Raw genomic sequence first — 17,827 nt, forward strand, 5'->3', positions numbered from 1 at the left:
CGGATTGGAGAAACAGATGCACCTTCACGTCATCGGTATTTGCGGTACCTTCATGGGCTCTCTGGCGCTTCTGGCGCGCGCGCGTGGTCATCGCGTCACGGGGAGCGATGCCAACGTCTATCCGCCCATGAGCACACAGCTGGCCGAGGCCGGTATCACCCTGATGGAAGGCTATGCGGCCGACAATCTCGTCCCAGCGCCTGACCTTGCGGTGGTCGGCAATGCCGTCTCGCGCGGCAACCCCGAAGTCGAGGCGCTGCTCGAGCGTGGGCTGGCCTATACCTCCGGCCCGCAATGGCTGTGTGACGAGGTGCTGACCGGCCGTCCGGTGATCGCCATCGCCGGCACCCACGGCAAGACCACCACCGCGACCATGACCGCCTGGATTCTCGAATGCGCGGGCCTCGCGCCGGGCTATCTGATCGGTGGCGTGCCGCCGCAGCTGGGCGATTCCGCGCGTATCGGCGATCCCAGGGCGCCCTTCGTGGTCGAGGCCGATGAATACGACACGGCCTTCTTCGACAAGCGCTCCAAGTTCGTGCATTACCGGCCGCGCATCGCCGTGCTCAACAATCTCGAGTTCGATCACGCCGACATCTTCCCGGATCTCGCCGCCATCGAGCGTCAGTTCCACCACCTGGTGCGCACCGTGCCGGCAGGCGGCAAGCTGGTGGTCGCGGCGGACGCCGTCGCCGGAGCCGAGGCGCTGGAGCGCGTGCTGGATCAAGGCTGCTGGACGCCGGTGACGCGCTTCGGCGATGAGAGCGGTATCGAGAATGCCGGTGGCGACTGGCGCTATCGCCTGATCAGTGCCGACGGCAGCCACTTCGCGCTGGCGGCACCGCTTGATGATTCAGGCGAGGCGGACCGCTTCGTCGAGTGCCAGTGGGCGATGCGTGGGCGCCACAACGTGGCCAATGCCTGCGCCGCCGTGGCCGCGGCCGTCGAATGCGGCGTGGGTCTCGAGGTGGCGCTGGAGGCGCTCGCACGCTTCGCGCCGCCCAGGCGTCGCCAGGAGCTGCGCGGTGAGGTGGCAGGCGTCAAGGTCATCGATGACTTCGCGCACCACCCGACCGCCATCGCCACCACGCTCGAGGGCCTGGCGCCGGGCGTGGCGGCCGAAGGGCAGGGCGGTCGCCTGTGGGCGGTGATCGAACCGCGCTCCAATACCATGAAGCTCGGCACCATGAAGGCGCGTCTGCCGGCTTCAGTGACCGCGGCCGACCGCGTCAGCTGGTTCGCGGGCCCCAGCCTTGGCTGGTCATTGGAGGAGACGGTCAGCGAGTGCCGCGCGCTCGGCGTGGAGGCGGAGGTCGAGCAGGACCTCGACACCCTGATCGCGAAGATCGCCAATCAATCCCGCGCCGGCGACTGGGTGGTGGTGATGTCCAATGGCGGCTTCGGCGGTATCCACGAGCGCCTTCTGGCGGCGCTGGCAGCACGTGAAGGTGAAGCATGAAAACGCAAGCGACAGCCCCAGAGGGCGAGTTCAAGTCGGCGGTCACCGTCGCGCTGACCGGGGCCTCCGGCGCCCAGTACGGCCTGCGCCTGATCGAGTGTCTGGTCGCGGCCGGTCATGAAGTGATGGTGATGGTCTCCAAGGCAGCGCACATGGTGATCGCCACCGAGACCGACGAGGAGCTGCCGGCGCGCCCGGCGCGTCTCACCGAGGTGCTCACGCAGCGCTACGCCGCCAGACCCGGCCAGATTCGCTGCTTCGGGCGCGAGGACTGGATGGCCCCGGTGGCCTCCGGCTCCGGCGCGCCGAGCGCCATGGTGGTGTGTCCGTGTTCCACCGGCTCGCTGTCCGCGATCGCGACCGGGGCCAGCAACAACCTGATCGAACGTGCCGCCGACGTGGCCCTCAAGGAGCGCCGCACGCTGATTCTGGTGCCGCGCGAGACGCCGTTCTCGGCCATCCATCTTGAACACATGCTGAGTCTGACGCGCATGGGCGCCGTCATCCTGCCCGCCGCGCCCGGCTTCTATCATCGCCCGCAGACCCTCGATGACATGATCGATTTCATCGTCGCGCGCATTCTCAACCAGCTGGGAATCTCGCATGCGCTGATGCCGCGCTGGGGCGAGGGGCATGTCAGCGGCGATTGAAGGGCGGTCAGTCGATCCGCTCGGGTGAGAGCTTGTCAGAGGCATCCCTCTGGCACTGCATCAGACTGTGCAAGGAGAGCAGGGAATGCTGAATTGGTCATTGTTGTCGGTGTTCGTGCCGACGTTCTTTCTGGTCTCGCTGACGCCGGGCATGTGCATGACGCTGGCGATGACTCTGGGCATGACCCAGGGCGTCAAGCGCACCCTGTGGATGATGGTGGGCGAACTGCTGGGCGTCGGGCTGGTGGCGGTGTCGGCGGTGATCGGCGTCGCGACCATCATGCTGCGCTATCCGATGGTGTTCTCGGCCTTCAAGCTGGCGGGTGGCGCCTATCTGGCCTGGCTGGGGATCCAGATGTGGCGCTCACGTGGCCGCCTGGCCCTGGGGGTAGCAGGGGAGGATGCGGCGGCACCGCGCGCCTCGCGCCGTGCACTGGCGGCACAGGGCTTCGTCACCGCAATCGCCAATCCCAAGGGCTGGGCGTTCTTCATCGCGCTGTTGCCGCCATTTCTGGATGCCAGCCTGCCGCTGGCGCCGCAGCTGATCGCGCTGGTCGGCATCATCCTGACGCTGGAATTTACCTGCCTGCTGCTCTACGCCGGCGGTGGCAGCAGCCTGGCGCGCTGGCTGGGGCGTGGCTCGCGTGTGCGCCTGATGAACCGCGTGGCCGGCACGCTGATGATCGGCGTGGGAATCTGGCTCGCGACCGGTTGATGTCGGCATGACTGAGCCAGGCATTGCAGCTTGTAAATACATCAAGGCCCGCCATTGGCGGGCCTTGGTGCGTTCAGAGGCGCGGCTTTGGTTCAGCTGCGGCGCTGGTTCAGCTGCGACCCAGTGTCTCAAGTGCTGCCGCCGCCACGATGAAGCTGCCGCCGACCAGCGTCAGCCAGGTGGGCACCTCGCCGAGAATCAACCATGCCAGCAGCACGCCGTAGACGGGTTGCAGGCAGCCGATCATGCCGATGGTCTTGGCCTTGAGGCCACCGAGGGCGAAGGTCATCAGTGCATGCGGCGCTGCCGTGAAGACGATGGCCAGCACCAGCATGGCGATCCCCGTCGAGGGGCTGGCATCCATGATCTCGCCGGAGACGAACGGCAGCGTCAGCACCACGACACCCAGCGCCTGCAGGCCCATCGATAGCACCGGATTGAGGTGGCTGAGACGGTAGCGCACCAGCAGATTGCGCGCCGCGAACAACAGGCCCGAGAATACGCCCCACAACACTCCCGCCAGGCTGTCGCCCTGCGCGCTGCTGTCGCCGCCGGGAACGAGCAGCCAGACGCCGATGCAGACCAGTCCCGCTGCCGCGAGGTCCTTCGCTTTCAGGCGCGTGCCTTCCACCCAGGGCTCCAGCAGCACGATGAAGATGGGATAGGTGAACAGCGCCAGCATGCCGGTGGCCACGGAAGACACCTGCATCGAGTGAAAGTAGCTCACCCAGTGCGCGGCCATCAGCGCGGCGGCGATGCCCAGCAAAGCCCAGTCGCGCCCGCTCAGACGCAGCGAGACATGCCACTTAAGGCGCGCCAGCCACAGCAGGAACAGTCCCGCCAGCAGGCTGCGCCAGGTGGTGATATCGAGCGCCGAGAGGGGCACGCCTTTCGAGAACAGCGCCGTACCGCCGAGCAGCGCGATGCCGAGATGAATCGACATCAGCGCTTGGGGCTGGTTGGCGGGAGGGGCAGCAGGGCCGGGCATGAGGTTCCTCGTCATCAGGGGGTAGTGAAAAAGCCGCCATCTCAGGCGGCTCATCGGTTTACAGCGCTATCACGGCAACGTTATCGCGACGGACTGAGCGGCAGCAGTCTGATCGCGACAGACTAGAGCGGCAGCCAGACGAAGCGTGCCGCCAACAGCAGCAGGCTCGCCATGCTCAACCACAGCAGCGGAGCTGGCGATTCCAGGGGGGCCGAGGGCTGGCGCACGAAGGCGGGATAGCTGATGCGCACCAGCGCACAGACCAGCAGTCCCAGGCAGGCACCGCCCAGCACATCGCTGAGGTAATGGACCCCAAGCGTGATGCGTGACAGGCCGACGAGCGTACAGGCGGCGATGGCTGCCCAGTAGATCCAGCGACGTCGCGAGGAGGGCTGGCGCTCGGCGATGAAGGCGGCGGCCAGTCCGAAAACCGCCACGCTACCGGCGGCATGGGCGCTGGGAAACGACATCGATCCTTCCAGGAAGGCGGGGGTATCCGGACGCGGGCGCTGGATCAGGTGCTTGAGCACGGTATTGGCGCTGGCGATGCCCAGCCAGGCGGCCGTCAGATGCAACCACACCGCGTGGCGACCCTTGAGCAGCAGCCACACCAGCCACGGAGCCACAAGTGCCGCCAGACCGGTGCCATCGGCGAGGCGAGACAGCACGAGGCTTGCCTCGCGCAGCCAGTCCTGGGGCATCAGTGAGGAGAGGCTTGCGGCCAGCGAGGCGGCCACGCGGTCGATCCACCACGGCTCGGGATGGGCCAGCACCGCCAGGCTTATGGCGGGCACGCTGATCACCGCGAAGATCAGCAGCGCCATCGAGGCGAGCGGGAATTCGCCCTCGGGGTCGGGATGGCGCAGCTGCCACCACAGACGCCGCCCGGAAGGGCTGCGACGCATGCGGCGAGCCAGCCAATGATAGAGGCGGCCCTCGCGGCCCAGCTGGCGGCGCAGGAAGGAGAAGGCGAAGGCACAGGCGATCAGGCCGCTGGCCAGGCCGACCAGCAGGCCGTCGGCCCCTTCCGGCAGGGTGAACAGTGACTGCCAGGTCTGGCCCAGCAGATAGCCCGGCAGCAGGTAGGCCGGTGCCCAGGCCAGCGCCGAAAGGCCATTGACCAGGAAGAAGCGCGCCGGCGGCATGTCGAGCATGCCGGCGACCAGCGGGATGATCGGGCGCACCGGGCCGACGAAGCGCCCGAAGGCGATCGACCAGCTGCCGTGGCGATGAAAGAACTGCTGGCCGTGCTCGATCCACTCGGGATGGCGCGAGAAGGGCCAGCGGCCGGGCAGTTGATCGCGATAGCGGATGCCCAGCCAGAAGCTCACGCCATCGCCGATGATGGCGCCCAGCGCCCCGGCGGCCAGCAGTATCGGCAGCGAGAGTTCGAGGTGGCCGGCCAGGGAGGCGCCGGCGGTGAGAATGACCACGCCCGGCACCAGCAGGCCGATGATGGCGAGAGATTCAAGCAGTGAGACCAGGCCGATGACGGCGACAAGGGCTGCCGGGTGATCGCTCAGCGTGGTCATCAGGGTGTCGATCATCACGCTGGGGTTCAGCCAATGCAGCAGTGACGCAAGGGTGTCGCTCATTCATTGAGATCCATCAGGGCAAGCTGGCTGGCCAGCAGGCGTTGCTCGAGTTTCTGGGTGGTGTCATCGGCCTTGTACGTCACCAGGCGCGCGCGGGCAATGATGGAGCCGGTTTCCGGCTGTGTGGCCGCTGCCAGCGCCGCGGTCAGGCGCTCGCGCATGATCAGCGCTCCCGCCTCGCCGGTATTGGGCAGCATCAGCCAGAAGGACGACTTGTCGCTGCGACACAGCAGGTCGCCCTGGCGCGAGACCTCCTGCATCACGTCGCAGGCCATCGCCAGGCATTCGACGCGCCTGTCTTCGCCGAACTGCTCGCCGAGCATGTCCAGTTGCGGCAGATAGACGACCAGAATGCTGAACGGTTGGTCCAGTGCCCGCGCACGCGCCGCCTCACTGATCAGTCGTTGCTGACCGGTGCGGGCGTTGAAGGCGTTGCACTCGGTTTCCTCGCTGGCGGTCAGGCTCATGACACCCGCCTGCAGGCTGTTGATGACGAACGGCTGGCTGGCCACCAGCAGCAGGCACAGGTAGCGCAGTATCTCGCCGAAGTTGTCTTCCTGCTGGCCCAATAGCCATAGCCACAGCGGTGCCAGCACCAGATTGAGCAGCATCGCCGGTGCCAGGGGCAACAGCAGCAATGTCAGCACGCTGGGCAGCCCAAGCCACAGCGACATGCCCGGATAGGTGCCCGGCGCCTCGAGTGCCAGCATCAGATAGCTGGCGATCAGCGTCAGATAGGAAGGCAGCGGCTGCTCATCATCGAGGTGATTGAGGCCGGCGGCAATCGCCATCAGCAAGGTGGCCAGCACCGGCGTCAGGATATGCTCGAAATCGCCCACCAGGTAGCGCCACAGGGCATAGGTGGCGATCACCGCGGCGGCCAGCAGCATGATCAGTGTCTTGCGATTGGCGAGTTCCCGACGTTCACGATGGGCCAGGCTGTGCAGAGGAGACATCAGTGATCATTCCCCCGCGACGGTGCCACGGCGACCTTGTCTGCCGCGCTGGCCGGTTTGAGGGTGTCTCGCCCATGGCCTGACAGGGCATCGTCTGTCGAGGTTTCGTCTGACGAGGCATCGGCATCGGCAGGCTTGCGAGGCAGTGGCGGCAGCAGGGTGATCGGCTGCGGTTCATCGCTCAGGTGGGCGCTGAGGCGCTTGAGGTCCAGCGCGCTGGGGTCGCTGTCGTTGAGAGGCTGCACGCGGGCGCGAATCGGCATCGCGAGATGCTCGATCAACTGGCGACGGCGCAGACTGGTCATGCGCTCGCCGCGGGTGACCAGTAGGACGGCCAGTGCCCCGTCATCGAGCTGGTAGCGGGTCTCATGCGGCAGCGCGGCACTGTCGAGGGTATTCATCAGGCGACGATTGGCCAGACGACCGGTCTTGACCGGTGCGAGCAGGATCAATTCGATATGGATGTCCTCGCGATCGGCACGGGCAATTTCCCGCGGCAGGTCGCGCATCAGCTGGTATTGTGACCAGATCGCGCGGCTGGAATCACGCCGACCACGCCGCTCCAGCTGCATCCAGACCTGCTGCTGACGCCGTCCACCGATGGCACCGAGCGCCATCAGGGTTGCGGTGATGCCGATGCCCAGACTCAGCCAGTCGCTGCCCAGCTGAGCAAGCGCCAGCCAGGTGGTCACCAGCCCGATCAGTGCGCAGGCCGGTGCCAGCCAGCGCGGGCGCGGATAGAGCAGCAGGACGGCAAAGCCCCACAGCCACATCAGGTGTTGCTGCGGGGCCAGCAGTACCAGCGCACTCATGATCAGCGCGACGCTGAGCATCACCAGCGTGCGGAACCAGCGCAGGGTGAACAGCTCGTGGGCGAGAGAGACCACCAGCAACATCGTGCCACCCACCGCCAGCAACAGGGCAGTGAGCGTCAGGCCGATACTGATCTGTCGTGCCGCTTCCAGCAGCAGCAATACAGAGCCGAGCAGACAGACGAACTGACTGAGACGGACTTTGAACTTGATCTCCATGGTGACTTATATTGGCACCTTTGCCGTGGATGGCGCGAAATCGGCCGAATTCCCTGGCCGAACGGTCTGTGACGTGGGCATTGCCTGCACGTTTGCAAGATGCGACGGTGCTCCGATCATGCAACGTCTTCTGCAATAATGGCAGCATACCCCAAACGGCGAGTGACAAAAGTGTCTACGCCTCTGAGGCTTTCACATACGACCACCACGTCTGGCCTTCACCTCAGGCCTTCACGTCAGGGCTTTACGTCAGGGCTTTACGTCAGGGCTTCTCTGGGGAATGCCCTCGCGGGGCCCGGCCGATGATGAAATGAGCACGTGGACACTGACAACCAGCGAGATTAGGCACATGAGTGAGCAGGGCAAGCACGACACCACGGACGTCGTGGCGTACATGAATCGTCTGGGGCACGCAGCGCGCGCGGCAAGCGTCGTGATGCGTCGCGTCGACAGCGGCATCAAGAATCGTGCTCTGCAGACCATGGCGCGTCTGATCGATGAGCGTCGCGAGACACTGGCAGAGGCCAATGCCGAGGACCTGACGCGTGCACGCGCCAATGGGCTCTCGGAGGCGATGGTCGATCGTCTCGCGCTGACGCCGGCGCGTATCGACGGCATGATCGAAGGGCTCGAGCAGGTCGCGGCGCTGCCGGACCCGGTCGGTGAGGTCGATGGTCTGCGCTCGCGTCCGAGCGGCATTCAGGTCGGTCACATGCGCGTGCCGCTGGGCGTGATCGGCATCATCTTCGAGTCACGCCCCAACGTGACCATCGAGGCGGCCAGCCTGTGTCTGAAGTCCGGCAATGCCTGCATCCTGCGTGGTGGCTCCGAGGCCGCGTCCAGCAATCGTGCGCTGAGCGAGATCATCAGCGAGGCGTTGGTGCTCTCCGAGCTGCCGGCCACGGCAGTGCAGGTCGTCGCCACCACGGACCGTGCCGCGGTCGGTGAGCTGATCGCGATGCCCGAGTTCGTCGATGTCATCATTCCGCGCGGTGGCAAGAGCCTCATCTCGCGTATCTCGCGTGATGCGCGCGTGCCGGTCATCAAGCACCTCGATGGCATCTGCCACGTCTATATCGATGCCACGGCTGACCTGGCGATGGCGGTCCGGATCGCCGAGAACGCCAAGACCCACCGCTACGGCACCTGCAACACCATGGAGACCCTGCTGGTCGATGCGCCGGTTGCCGCCGAGGTCCTGCCGCGTATCGCCGAGCGTCTGGCGGCACATGAAGTCGAGATTCGCGGTTGCGAGCGCACCTGCGCAGTGCTGCCGCAGGCCGTGGCCGCCAGTGCGGAAGACTGGGACACCGAATACCTTGCGCCGATTCTGGCGATTCGCGTCGTGGATGGCGTCGATGAGGCGATGGCGCATATCGAGCGGCACAGCTCCGGGCACACCGAGGCCATCATCACCGAGAACTATGCGCTGGCGCGCCGTTTCATGGCGGAAGTCGATTCCAGCTCGGTGATGGTCAACGCCTCCACCCGCTTCGCCGATGGCTTCGAATATGGCTTGGGCGCCGAGATCGGCATCTCCACCGACAAGCTGCATGCGCGTGGTCCGGTCGGGCTTGAGGGCCTGACGACCCGCAAGTACATCGTGTTCGGTGATGGGCAGATTCGCCAGTGAAGGACCAGGTCTCACCCGCCGAGGATCAGGTCGCGTCCGAGCAGACCTTGACGAACGAGAGGACCTTGACGAACGAGAGGACCTTGACGAACGAGCAGGCCCTGTCGCCCGAGGCGCTGGAGGACACCCAGCGCCCCTTGAATGCCGATGGTCTCGCGCAGGAGCGTGAGGCCGTGCATCACAGCACCGAGTCGACACATGACTCGCGCTCAAGGACTCACACGTCAGCGGAGCCGGGCTTCGAGGGCTGCCTCGGCCCGGTACCGCGTGTCGCCATGCTCGGCGGCACCTTCGATCCCATCCATCACGGCCATCTGCGCAGTGCCATCGAGCTGCGCGAAGCGCTGGGTCTGGACCATGTGCTGCTGGTGCCTTCGCATCAGCCGCCGCATCGCGCCGCGCCCGGCGTCAGCAGTGACCAGCGTCTGGCGATGCTGGAAGCCGCGATAGAGGCAGAGCCGGGCCTCAAGGCCGATGGGCGTGAGCTGCTGCGCGATGGGCCTTCCTACAGTGCCGACACCCTGGCCAGTCTACGTGCCGAATATGGCCCGCAGGCACGGCTGGTGATGGCCATCGGCCATGACGCCTTCCTCAAGCTCGGGGAGTGGCATGCCGCCGACCGTCTGTTCGATGATGCCCATGTGGTGGTGATCGAGCGGCCGGACCATGATGCACCGCTGCCCCGGGCGCTCGAAGCGTTGATCCAGGGGCGCGAGGTCGACTCGGTGGCGGCCTTGATGGCGCGCCCGGGTGGCCATCTGTTGCGCCTGTCGCTGCCGACGCGCATGGCCATCAGTGCCACCTTCGTGCGCGAGCGCCTCGCGCTGGGTGACAGCGTGCGCTACCTGCTGCCGGAAGCGGTGATCCGTCATATCGAGGCGCATGGCCTCTATTGTCCGTCATCGACCTGAGCCCATCATCAGCCTGAGTCCATCATCGAGCTGGGCCCATCATCGAGCTGAGCGTTGTGGCTCTGAACGTCTTGTCGCGTGCGAGCGTGGCATCATGAGAGGGGGTGTCGCTGCCGCGATCCCGCATCGCCGTGCGTGGCGCCCCTTTGGCGAGTAAATGACGATGCCCATAGGCGCGCGCATCGCCAACGGGTAGAATGCGCCCCCTGCCGAACAAACTCCCGAGGAATCATGCAGACCGAAGCTCTTAAAAACCTGGTTGTCGACGCCCTTGAAGAACTCAAGGCCCAGGAAATCAGCGAGATCAATGTCTCCAAGCTGACCAGCGTCACCGATGTGATGGTGATCGCGACCGGTACGTCCAGCCGCCATATCTCCGCGCTGGCCAACAACGTGCAGGTCACCGTGAAAGAAGCCGGCGTCAAGCCGCTGGGCTGTGAAGGCGACAACGGCTCCGACTGGGTGCTGCTGGATCTGGGCGATGTCGTCGTCCACGTCATGCTGGCCGAAACCCGTGCCCTGTACGACCTCGAGCGCCTGTGGAGCGATCTCCCCCGCGAAACGCGTGAAGAGTACGAGCAGAGCCACTGATCCTGCCAGCCTGACCCGACGGGTTGCTCGTCGGGGCATGCCAACCGCGCGTTACGTCCTTGCCGGTCGCGATGTCGCGGGCAGGGAGTATCCGATGGAAGGACTGCGGGCTCGCCCGTCGTTCTGACACAGCACGGGACAGGACATGAAGATCCGAGTTTTGGCGGTCGGGCAGAAGATGCCGGACTGGGTGGAGAAGGGTAGCCGGGAATATCTCAAGCGCATGCCGCGGGATTTTTCGCTTGAGTTCATCGAGCTGGCGCCCGGCAATCGCGGCAAGAATGCGGACATCGCCCGTGCCATGGCCAGTGAAGGCGATCGGATGCTTGAAAAACTCAAGGGAAATGAACATGTTGTCGCCCTTGATGTCCTAGGTAAGGCCTGGAGTACCGAGCAGCTTGCCCAGCATGCCGATGATTGGCGGCTGGGAGGGCGAGACGTGGCCATCCTCATCGGTGGTCCGGATGGGCTCGACCCACGCCTGCTGGCACGTGCCGATCAGCGCTGGTCGCTCTCGGCACTGACGCTGCCGCACCCCCTGGTGCGCATCGTGCTGGCGGAACAGCTTTACCGCGCCTGGACATTGCTGGTCGGGCACCCCTATCACCGGTAAGCGCCTGCCGCTTGCGACACGACACTGGTTGCGAGACCCGCCATGCGCCAACGCCGGGCGACGATAAAGAATCCTCAACAGGAAGTGCGGATCTTTCGCCTTCGCAGCATCGTGGCTGCCGGCCTTGTGCTGGTGCTGGCCGGGTGTCTGCTGGCGCGGCTGCTCTTCCTGCAGGTCGTGGAACACGACATCTATACGACGCGCTCGGACAAGAACCGTGTGCGTGTCGAGCCCTTGCCGCCTACGCGCGGCTTGATCTATGACCGCAATGGTCAGCTGCTCGCCGAAAACCGCCCCAACTACAATCTCACCATCGTGCGCGAACGCGCCGGTGATCTCGAGACGACGCTTGAGCGCCTGGTCGAGATTCTCGATCTGCCGCCCGATGAAGTCGAAGACTTCAAGGAACGCTCGCGTCAGCGTCAACGCCCCTACCAGCCCGCCCTGTTGATGAGTGAATTGAGTCAGGAGCAGATCGCGCGTCTGGCCGTCAATCGCTATCGTCTGCCCGGCGTCGAGGTCGAGGCGCAGCTGCTGCGCTACTACCCGGACGCCAAGCCGCTGTCGCATACCCTGGGGTATGTGGGGCGCATCAATCAGGCCGAGCTCAAGACCCTCGACAAGGGCAACTATTCGGGCACCCACTTCATCGGCAAGACCGGCATCGAGCGCTTCTATGAAGAGGAGCTGCACGGTCAGGCGGGCCTGCGCAAGGTGGAAACCAATGCGCGGGGTCGCGTGCTGCGTGAGCTGTCGCGGATCGATCCGGTGCCGGGCAAGGACCTGACGCTGACCATCGACCGCGGCCTGCAGGATCTCGCCTATCGGCTGCTCAAGGGGCGGCGTGGTGCCATCGTGGCCATCGAGCCAGAGACGGGCGACATCCTGGCGATGGCCTCCGTGCCGGGCTTCAATTCCAATGAATTCGTCACCGGCATCAGCGTCAAGAGCTATCGCGCGCTGCAGAATGATATCGACCTGCCGCTGTTCAATCGTGCCATTCGCGGCCAGTACCCGCCGGCCTCGACCGTGAAGCCCTTCATGTCGCTGGCGGGGCTGGAGAACGGTGCCATCACCACCAGCACCACCTTCTACGATCCCGGCTATTTCCAGCTGCCCAATGACAGCCACAAGTATCGCAACTGGCTGCGCTGGGGGCATGGGCGCGTCAACATGCGGCGTGGCATTGCGGTGTCCAATGACACCTTCTTCTACAACGTCGCCTATCGCCTGGGGATCGACCGCATCAGCGAGTACATGCACAAGTTCGGCTTCGGTGAGCAGACGGCGCTGGACGTGCAGGGCGCGCTGCCCGGCCTGATGCCGTCCAAGGAATGGAAGCGCAATCGCTACGACAAGCCCTGGTACCCCGGCGAGACCATCTCCATCGGTATCGGTCAGGGCTACTGGCTTGCCACGCCGTTGCAGCTCGCCTCGGCGGAGGCCGTGCTGGCCAATCGCGGCAGGCACGTGACGCCTCACCTGGCCAAGCGCATCGGTGACGAGACGGTATTGTTGCCCAGAAGCGAGGAAAAGCCGGATGTGGTGCTGGACAATCCGGCGTGGTGGGACGATGTCATCGCCGCGCTCGAGGACGTGGTCAGCGGGCGAGAAGGCACGGCGCGCAAGTATGTCGGGCCCGGCCTCAAGTACCGCATGGCCGGCAAGTCCGGTACCGCCCAGGTCTTCACCCTCGGGCAGGACCAGAAATACAACGGCAAGGAGCTCGCGGAGCGTCTGCGTGACCACGCCCTGTTCGCCGCCTTTGCGCCGGTCGAGCACCCGGAGATCGCCGTCTCCGTGGTGATCGAGAACGGCCAGGGCGGCAGCTCCGTGGCGGGCCCGATGGCGCGCGCCGTCACCGATTACTGGCTGTTGCCGCGCATTGACCCCGAGGCGCGGGAGGCGGCGCTCACGCTGGCTGCCGCTCTGGCGCCCCCGGAGGCACCGGCGGGCGAGGGTGAGCAAGGAGAGAACGATGCCGACTGATTATCAGCGCTCGATGCGTGGTGTAGGCGGGGACCTCAGTCATCGCCGCCGCACCAGCCTATGGGAGCGTATCCACCTCGACCCCTGGCTGTTGCTGCTGCTGCTGGCGGTGCTCGGCTGCGGGCTGATCGTGCTCTACAGCGCCAGTGGACAGGATATCGACTTCACGCTGCGCCAGGCCTCACGCCAGGCGCTGGCACTGGTGATCATGATCGGGCTCGCCCAGCTGTCACCCGCGACCCTTTACCGCTGGGCGCCGGTCGCCTACGGCGCCGGCTTCCTGATGCTGGTGGCGGTGGAGGTGTTGGGGGATGTCGGCATGGGCGCCCAGCGCTGGCTGGTCATCCCCGGGGTGGTGCGCTTTCAGCCCTCTGAGCTGATGAAGCTGGCGATGCCGATGATGGTCGCCTGCTGGCTCGGGCAGCGCCCGCTGCCCCCTCGCTGGCGAGATCTGGCCATCTGCGCCGTGATCATCGTCGCGCCGGTGCTGCTGATCGCGCGCCAGCCGGACCTCGGCACCTCGTTGCTGGTCGCTGCGGCGGGGGGGTTCGTGATCCTGCTGGCGGGGCTTTCCTGGAAGCTGATCGCCTTCTTCGGCGCCTTGATCGCCTCGGCATTGCCGCTTCTGTGGATGGTGATGCACGACTATCAACGCCGCCGTGTGCTGACATTCCTCAATCCGGAGTCTGACCCGCTCGGCGCGGGCTGGAACATCATCCAGTCCAAGACGGCCATCGGCTCGGGCGGCATCTTCGGCAAGGGCTATACCCTGGGGACCCAGTCCCAGCTCGAGTTTCTGCCGGAGCGCCATACCGACTTCATCGTCGCGGTCATCGGGGAGGAATTCGGCCTGATCGGCATGAGCTTCTTCCTGGGGCTCTACGTGCTGATCGTGCTGCGCGGGCTGGTGATGTCCAACAATGGCCAGGACAGTTTTGCACGGCTGACGGGGGGCGCGATCATCCTGACGTTCTTCGTCTACGTCTTCGTCAACATCGGCATGGTATCGGGTATCTTGCCGGTCGTTGGCGTCCCGTTGCCGCTGGTCAGTTATGGTGGGACCTCCAGCGTGACCTTGCTGGCAGGCTTCGGTATTCTCATGAGCATTCATACCCACCGGCGCCTATTGTCGCGATGACGTGGCGGCCAGTTGCCGAGTGGCAAGGACATTCGCGAGCCCAAGCTCGCAGACAGGCAAGGAGAGAGTCGATGACGGTGATCAATGCGCGTGGGCGACGTCTGAAGCACTGGGGCGCAGCCCTGGTGATGGTGGCACCGCTGCTGGGAATGTCAGGCGTGGCCAAGGCGGCGCCTGATGGCTTCGCCCCGGCGACTCACCCGGAAACGGCCAAGCTGGTCGACGAGCTGGTGGCCAAGGGGCTGGATCGCGATCGCGTGACCGAGTTGATGAATCAGGCCGATTACAGCCAGAAGGTGCTGGATGCCATGTCGCGTCCGGCGGAAGGTCATCTGCGCTGGGACCAGTACCGCGCCATCTTCATGAAGCAATCACGCATCGAAGCCGGTGTGAAGTTCATCGCCGAGCATCGTGAGACCTTCGATCGCGCCCAGGCCGAGTATGGCGTGCCGCCGGAAGTCATCGCCGCCATCATCGGTGTCGAGACCTTCTTCGGCAAGCACACCGGCACTCACCGCGTGATCGATTCACTTTCCACGTTGGCCTTCGATCACCCGCGTCGCGGCAAGTTCTTCCGTGGCGAGCTGGCGGCCTTCCTGCAGCTGACGATTGAGCAGGGTATAGACCCGCTCTCCATCAAGGGCTCCTACGCCGGCGCGATGGGCTATCCGCAGTTCATCCCGACCAGCTATCAGGCCTATGCGGTCGATTTCGATGGCGATGGCGTGCGTGATCTGTGGCACAACCCGGTCGATGCCATCGGCAGCGTCGGCAACTACTTCGCGCGTCATGGCTGGAAGGCCGGTGCGCCGGTGGTCAGCGCCGCGGATGGCCCCGGGACGCCGCCGTCCTCCGTCACCTTCAACAAGACGAAAAAGCCGTACATGAGCGTTTCCGCGCTCGAGGCGGCCGGTGTCCAGGTGGCAGATGACGTGGCCGGCAATACCCAGGTGATTCCGTTGGCGCTGGACCTGAAGCAGGGCTACCGCTACGCCGTCGGCTACGACAACTTCTACGTCATCACGCGCTACAACCACAGCCACATGTATGCGATGGCCGTGAATGAGCTCTCCCGGGCGATCAAGCGTCGTCTCGAGGACGGAGGTGCGGGATGAGCTGGTCACGCGCGCTACCGCTGACCCTCGCGCTTGCCCTGCTGGCCGGCTGTGCCAGCAGTGGGGGTGGCTCCCAGGTCAGTGATGGTGCCTCGGCGAGCACCGGCAAGAAGGCGGGCAAGAACAGCCGCTACGAGATGGACAGCGATGCCTATCCCGATGATGCGCCGGATGTCTCGGCGGTGCCCGATGAGGTGCCACGTGTCGAACCCTATACCCGCAGCGGCAATCGCAGCGAGTACGAGGTATGGGGCAAGACCTATCACGTGATGGATGATCCGCGCGGTTACGTGGCCGAGGGCACTGCGTCCTGGTACGGCAAGAAGTTTCATGGCTACGCCACCGCCAGTGGCGAGATCTATGACATGTACACCATGACGGCGGCCCACAAGTCGCTGCCATTGCCGACCTATGCGCGTGTCACCAATCTGGACAACGGCAAGCAGGTCATCGTCAAGGTCAACGACCGCGGCCCCTTCCATGAAGACCGCCTGATTGACCTGTCCTACAGCGCGGCGTGGCGCCTGGACATGCTGGGCCACGGCACCGGGCACGTGCGTGTCGAGACCCTCGACGCCACGACCTGGAAGCCGGGCCCGAGTCCGACCCAGGGCACGGCAGAGTCCGAGCGTCTGCTGGCACGTAGCCAGGCGGTACGCCGCGAGCAGGGCATTGCCGGACTTGACGCGATGCAGGCAACCGGCGGTTCCGTGGCCTCGAGCGCTTCCGGCGCGAGCGTTGCCGCCAAGCCCGTGGTAGCCTCTGCTGCGCCGAGCAGCACGTCCTCCGTGACGAACGGGGAAGCCACCTTCCTGCAGGTCGCGGCGGTCAGTGATCTGAGCAAGGCCGACAGCATTCGTGCCAGTGTCAGTTCCCGTCTGGGACGACCGACTCGCGTGCTGGGCAGCGGTGACCTCTACAAGGTTCAGGTCGGCCCGCTGGAAGACAATGTCCGTATTGAATCGCTCAAGTCGGCGCTGGCCGATGCTGGCTATGCCGGGGCCTTCAGCGTCACGGCAGAGCGATAAGGGCCGCAGGCCCGTTTTCATCCATCATGCGCTTCGTGAAGAGGCGCAACCTGGCCGAGGCGCAAGCCTCGGCTTATGCATGAGTGTCAAAGAGATTCCAACATGTCCCTGAAAGCCCGACTTCTTCCTCTTCGGCGTCGATTCTCCGCGCTGATGGCGGCCAGCGGCATTGCGCTGTTCGCAGGCGTTGCCGCCACCCCGGCCCATGCCATCGAGACGGATACCCTGATTCCGGCGGCGCCGCAGCTGGCGGCTTCTTCCTGGATCCTGATGGACGCCAATTCCGGGCGCATCCTGGTCGAGCACAACGCCGACAAGCGCCTGCCGCCGGCCAGTCTGACCAAGATGATGACGGCCTACCTGGTCGAGAGCGAGATGGACGACGGCAAGCTGAGCCCGGACGAGAAGGTCCGCATCAGCGTCAATGCCTGGAAGACGGGTGGCTCGCGCATGTTCATCCGCGAAGGCACCAGCGTCACCGTCGATGACCTGCTGCACGGTGTCATCATCCAGTCCGGCAACGACGCCAGCGTCGCGCTGGCCGAGCGCATCGGCGGCAGCGAAGGTTCCTTCGCCGACCTGATGAACCAGCACGCCAAGCGTCTGGGCATGAAGAACACCCACTACATGAACGCCACTGGCCTGCCGCACGCGGAGCATTACTCCACGGCCCACGACCTGGCGATTCTGGCGCGTCGCATCATCAAGGACTACCCGGATCACTACGAGATCTATTCCCAGAAGTACTTCACCTGGAATGGCATCAAGCAGCCGAACCGCAACAAGCTGCTGTGGCGTGACAAGGATGTCGATGGCCTCAAGACCGGCCACACGGAGGAAGCCGGCTACTGCCTGGTGGCATCCGCCAAGAAGGAAGATACCCGCCTGATCAGTGTCGTGATGGGCACCAAGTCCGAAGAGGCGCGTGCGCAGGAATCCCAGAAGCTGTTGACCTATGGCTTCCGCTACTTCGAGAGCAAGAAGCTCTATGACAAGGGTGCGGTGCTCAACCAGGCGCGTGTCTGGGGTGGCGAGAAGGACCAGGTGCGTCTGGGCATGGCTCAGGACGTCTTCCTGACCGTGCCGAGCGGCCAGGCTGACAAGCTGACCGCGCGTCTTGATCTCAAGGACACCATCAAGGCCCCGGTTCAGGCCGGCGAGCAGTACGGTACCCTGCAGATCAAGCTGGACGACAAGGTGCTGGCCGAAGAACCACTGGTCGCACTGGAGCCGGTGGAGCAGGGCGGCCTGTTCAAGCGTCTGTGGGATGCCCTGATGCTGTTCTTCCACGGCCTGTTCAACTGAGTCAGTCGTCTGGCTGTGCGAAGTGACGCGGCCGATGACATGATTCAGTGATGGCAGTGGGGCGCGCGTGCTGGCGGTGCCAGGCGCGCGCCCCTGAATATCGCGGTCGT

At 65.1% G+C, this 17,827-nt stretch carries 16 protein-coding genes; 12 read left to right on the forward strand and 4 right to left on the reverse strand.

What is annotated here, in order from left to right; genetic code table 11:
- The first annotated feature begins 16 nt into the window (after nt 1-16).
- The 3 genes from mpl to U0O11_RS04085 all read left to right on the forward strand — a co-directional run bounded on the left by mpl (nt 17) and on the right by U0O11_RS04085 (nt 2,824).
- Nucleotides 17-1,459: a UDP-N-acetylmuramate:L-alanyl-gamma-D-glutamyl-meso-diaminopimelate ligase gene (mpl, locus tag U0O11_RS04075; RefSeq protein ID WP_324691809.1), complete on the forward strand. Its 1,443-nt coding sequence runs from the start codon at nt 17-19 to the stop codon at nt 1,457-1,459.
- On the forward strand, nt 1,456-2,109 hold the full coding sequence (locus tag U0O11_RS04080) for a flavin prenyltransferase UbiX (RefSeq protein WP_043331969.1): 654 nt from the start codon (nt 1,456-1,458) through the stop codon (nt 2,107-2,109). The genes mpl and U0O11_RS04080 overlap by 4 nt, the downstream gene beginning before the upstream one ends.
- A gap of 85 nt (nt 2,110-2,194) precedes the next feature.
- Nucleotides 2,195-2,824 carry a LysE family translocator gene (locus U0O11_RS04085; RefSeq protein WP_192838401.1) on the forward strand — a complete coding sequence of 210 codons (630 nt, stop codon included), beginning with the start codon at nt 2,195-2,197 and terminating at the stop codon, nt 2,822-2,824.
- 109 nt (nt 2,825-2,933) lie between these two features.
- On the opposite strand, the gene U0O11_RS04090 is transcribed toward U0O11_RS04085, so the two are convergent.
- The 4 genes from U0O11_RS04090 to U0O11_RS04105 all read right to left on the reverse strand — a co-directional run bounded on the left by U0O11_RS04090 (nt 2,934) and on the right by U0O11_RS04105 (nt 7,394).
- Nucleotides 2,934-3,812, reverse strand: coding sequence for a DMT family transporter (locus tag U0O11_RS04090; protein WP_324691812.1), 879 nt, complete (start codon nt 3,810-3,812; stop codon nt 2,934-2,936).
- 122 nt (nt 3,813-3,934) lie between these two features.
- The gene (locus tag U0O11_RS04095) at nt 3,935-5,407 is read right to left on the reverse strand and encodes a bifunctional DedA family/phosphatase PAP2 family protein (protein WP_324691814.1); all 1,473 of its coding nucleotides are present in this window, start codon (nt 5,405-5,407) and stop codon (nt 3,935-3,937) included.
- Nucleotides 5,404-6,363 (reverse strand): diguanylate cyclase domain-containing protein, encoded by a 960-nt coding sequence (locus U0O11_RS04100; RefSeq protein WP_052384343.1) that lies wholly within the window; start codon nt 6,361-6,363, stop codon nt 5,404-5,406. The genes U0O11_RS04095 and U0O11_RS04100 overlap by 4 nt, the downstream gene beginning before the upstream one ends.
- A complete protein-coding gene (locus U0O11_RS04105) occupies nt 6,363-7,394 on the reverse strand; it encodes a hypothetical protein (protein WP_324691817.1) in 1,032 nt (343 codons plus the stop codon). The genes U0O11_RS04100 and U0O11_RS04105 overlap by 1 nt, the downstream gene beginning before the upstream one ends.
- A gap of 349 nt (nt 7,395-7,743) precedes the next feature.
- Here U0O11_RS04105 and U0O11_RS04110 point away from each other — a divergent pair, with 349 nt between their 5' ends.
- The 9 genes from U0O11_RS04110 (at nt 7,744) to U0O11_RS04150 (ending at nt 17,717) form a co-directional block, all read left to right on the forward strand.
- Entirely contained in the window at nt 7,744-9,027 is a 1,284-nt protein-coding gene (locus U0O11_RS04110) for a glutamate-5-semialdehyde dehydrogenase (protein WP_153635233.1), read from the forward strand.
- Nucleotides 9,028-9,302: 275 nt separating this feature from the next.
- Complete coding sequence (gene nadD / locus U0O11_RS04115) at nt 9,303-9,938, forward strand: nicotinate-nucleotide adenylyltransferase (protein ID WP_107336631.1); 636 nt, start codon at nt 9,303-9,305, stop codon at nt 9,936-9,938.
- A gap of 231 nt (nt 9,939-10,169) precedes the next feature.
- Nucleotides 10,170-10,529, forward strand: coding sequence for a ribosome silencing factor (gene rsfS, locus U0O11_RS04120; RefSeq protein WP_043331961.1), 360 nt, complete (start codon nt 10,170-10,172; stop codon nt 10,527-10,529).
- Between the two features lie 145 nt (nt 10,530-10,674).
- Nucleotides 10,675-11,142, forward strand: a complete 468-nt coding sequence (gene rlmH / locus U0O11_RS04125) for a 23S rRNA (pseudouridine(1915)-N(3))-methyltransferase RlmH (protein WP_043331959.1) — start codon at nt 10,675-10,677, stop codon at nt 11,140-11,142.
- A 42-nt stretch (nt 11,143-11,184) separates the two neighbouring features.
- Nucleotides 11,185-13,131, forward strand: coding sequence for a penicillin-binding protein 2 (mrdA, locus tag U0O11_RS04130; protein WP_082388120.1), 1,947 nt, complete (start codon nt 11,185-11,187; stop codon nt 13,129-13,131).
- Nucleotides 13,121-14,269 carry a rod shape-determining protein RodA gene (gene rodA / locus U0O11_RS04135; RefSeq protein ID WP_324691820.1) on the forward strand — a complete coding sequence of 383 codons (1,149 nt, stop codon included), beginning with the start codon at nt 13,121-13,123 and terminating at the stop codon, nt 14,267-14,269. The genes mrdA and rodA overlap by 11 nt, the downstream gene beginning before the upstream one ends.
- A gap of 71 nt (nt 14,270-14,340) precedes the next feature.
- A complete protein-coding gene (mltB, locus tag U0O11_RS04140; RefSeq protein WP_324691822.1) occupies nt 14,341-15,384 on the forward strand; it encodes a lytic murein transglycosylase B in 1,044 nt (347 codons plus the stop codon).
- Nucleotides 15,381-16,412, forward strand: coding sequence for a septal ring lytic transglycosylase RlpA family protein (locus tag U0O11_RS04145; protein ID WP_324691824.1), 1,032 nt, complete (start codon nt 15,381-15,383; stop codon nt 16,410-16,412). Before mltB ends, U0O11_RS04145 begins: the two co-directional genes overlap by 4 nt.
- A gap of 102 nt (nt 16,413-16,514) precedes the next feature.
- A complete protein-coding gene (locus U0O11_RS04150) occupies nt 16,515-17,717 on the forward strand; it encodes a D-alanyl-D-alanine carboxypeptidase family protein (protein WP_054555032.1) in 1,203 nt (400 codons plus the stop codon).
- The last annotated feature ends 110 nt before the right edge of the window (nt 17,718-17,827 follow it).

Source organism: Cobetia sp. D5, from assembly GCF_035666195.1.
Classification (GTDB): domain Bacteria; phylum Pseudomonadota; class Gammaproteobacteria; order Pseudomonadales; family Halomonadaceae; genus Cobetia; species Cobetia amphilecti.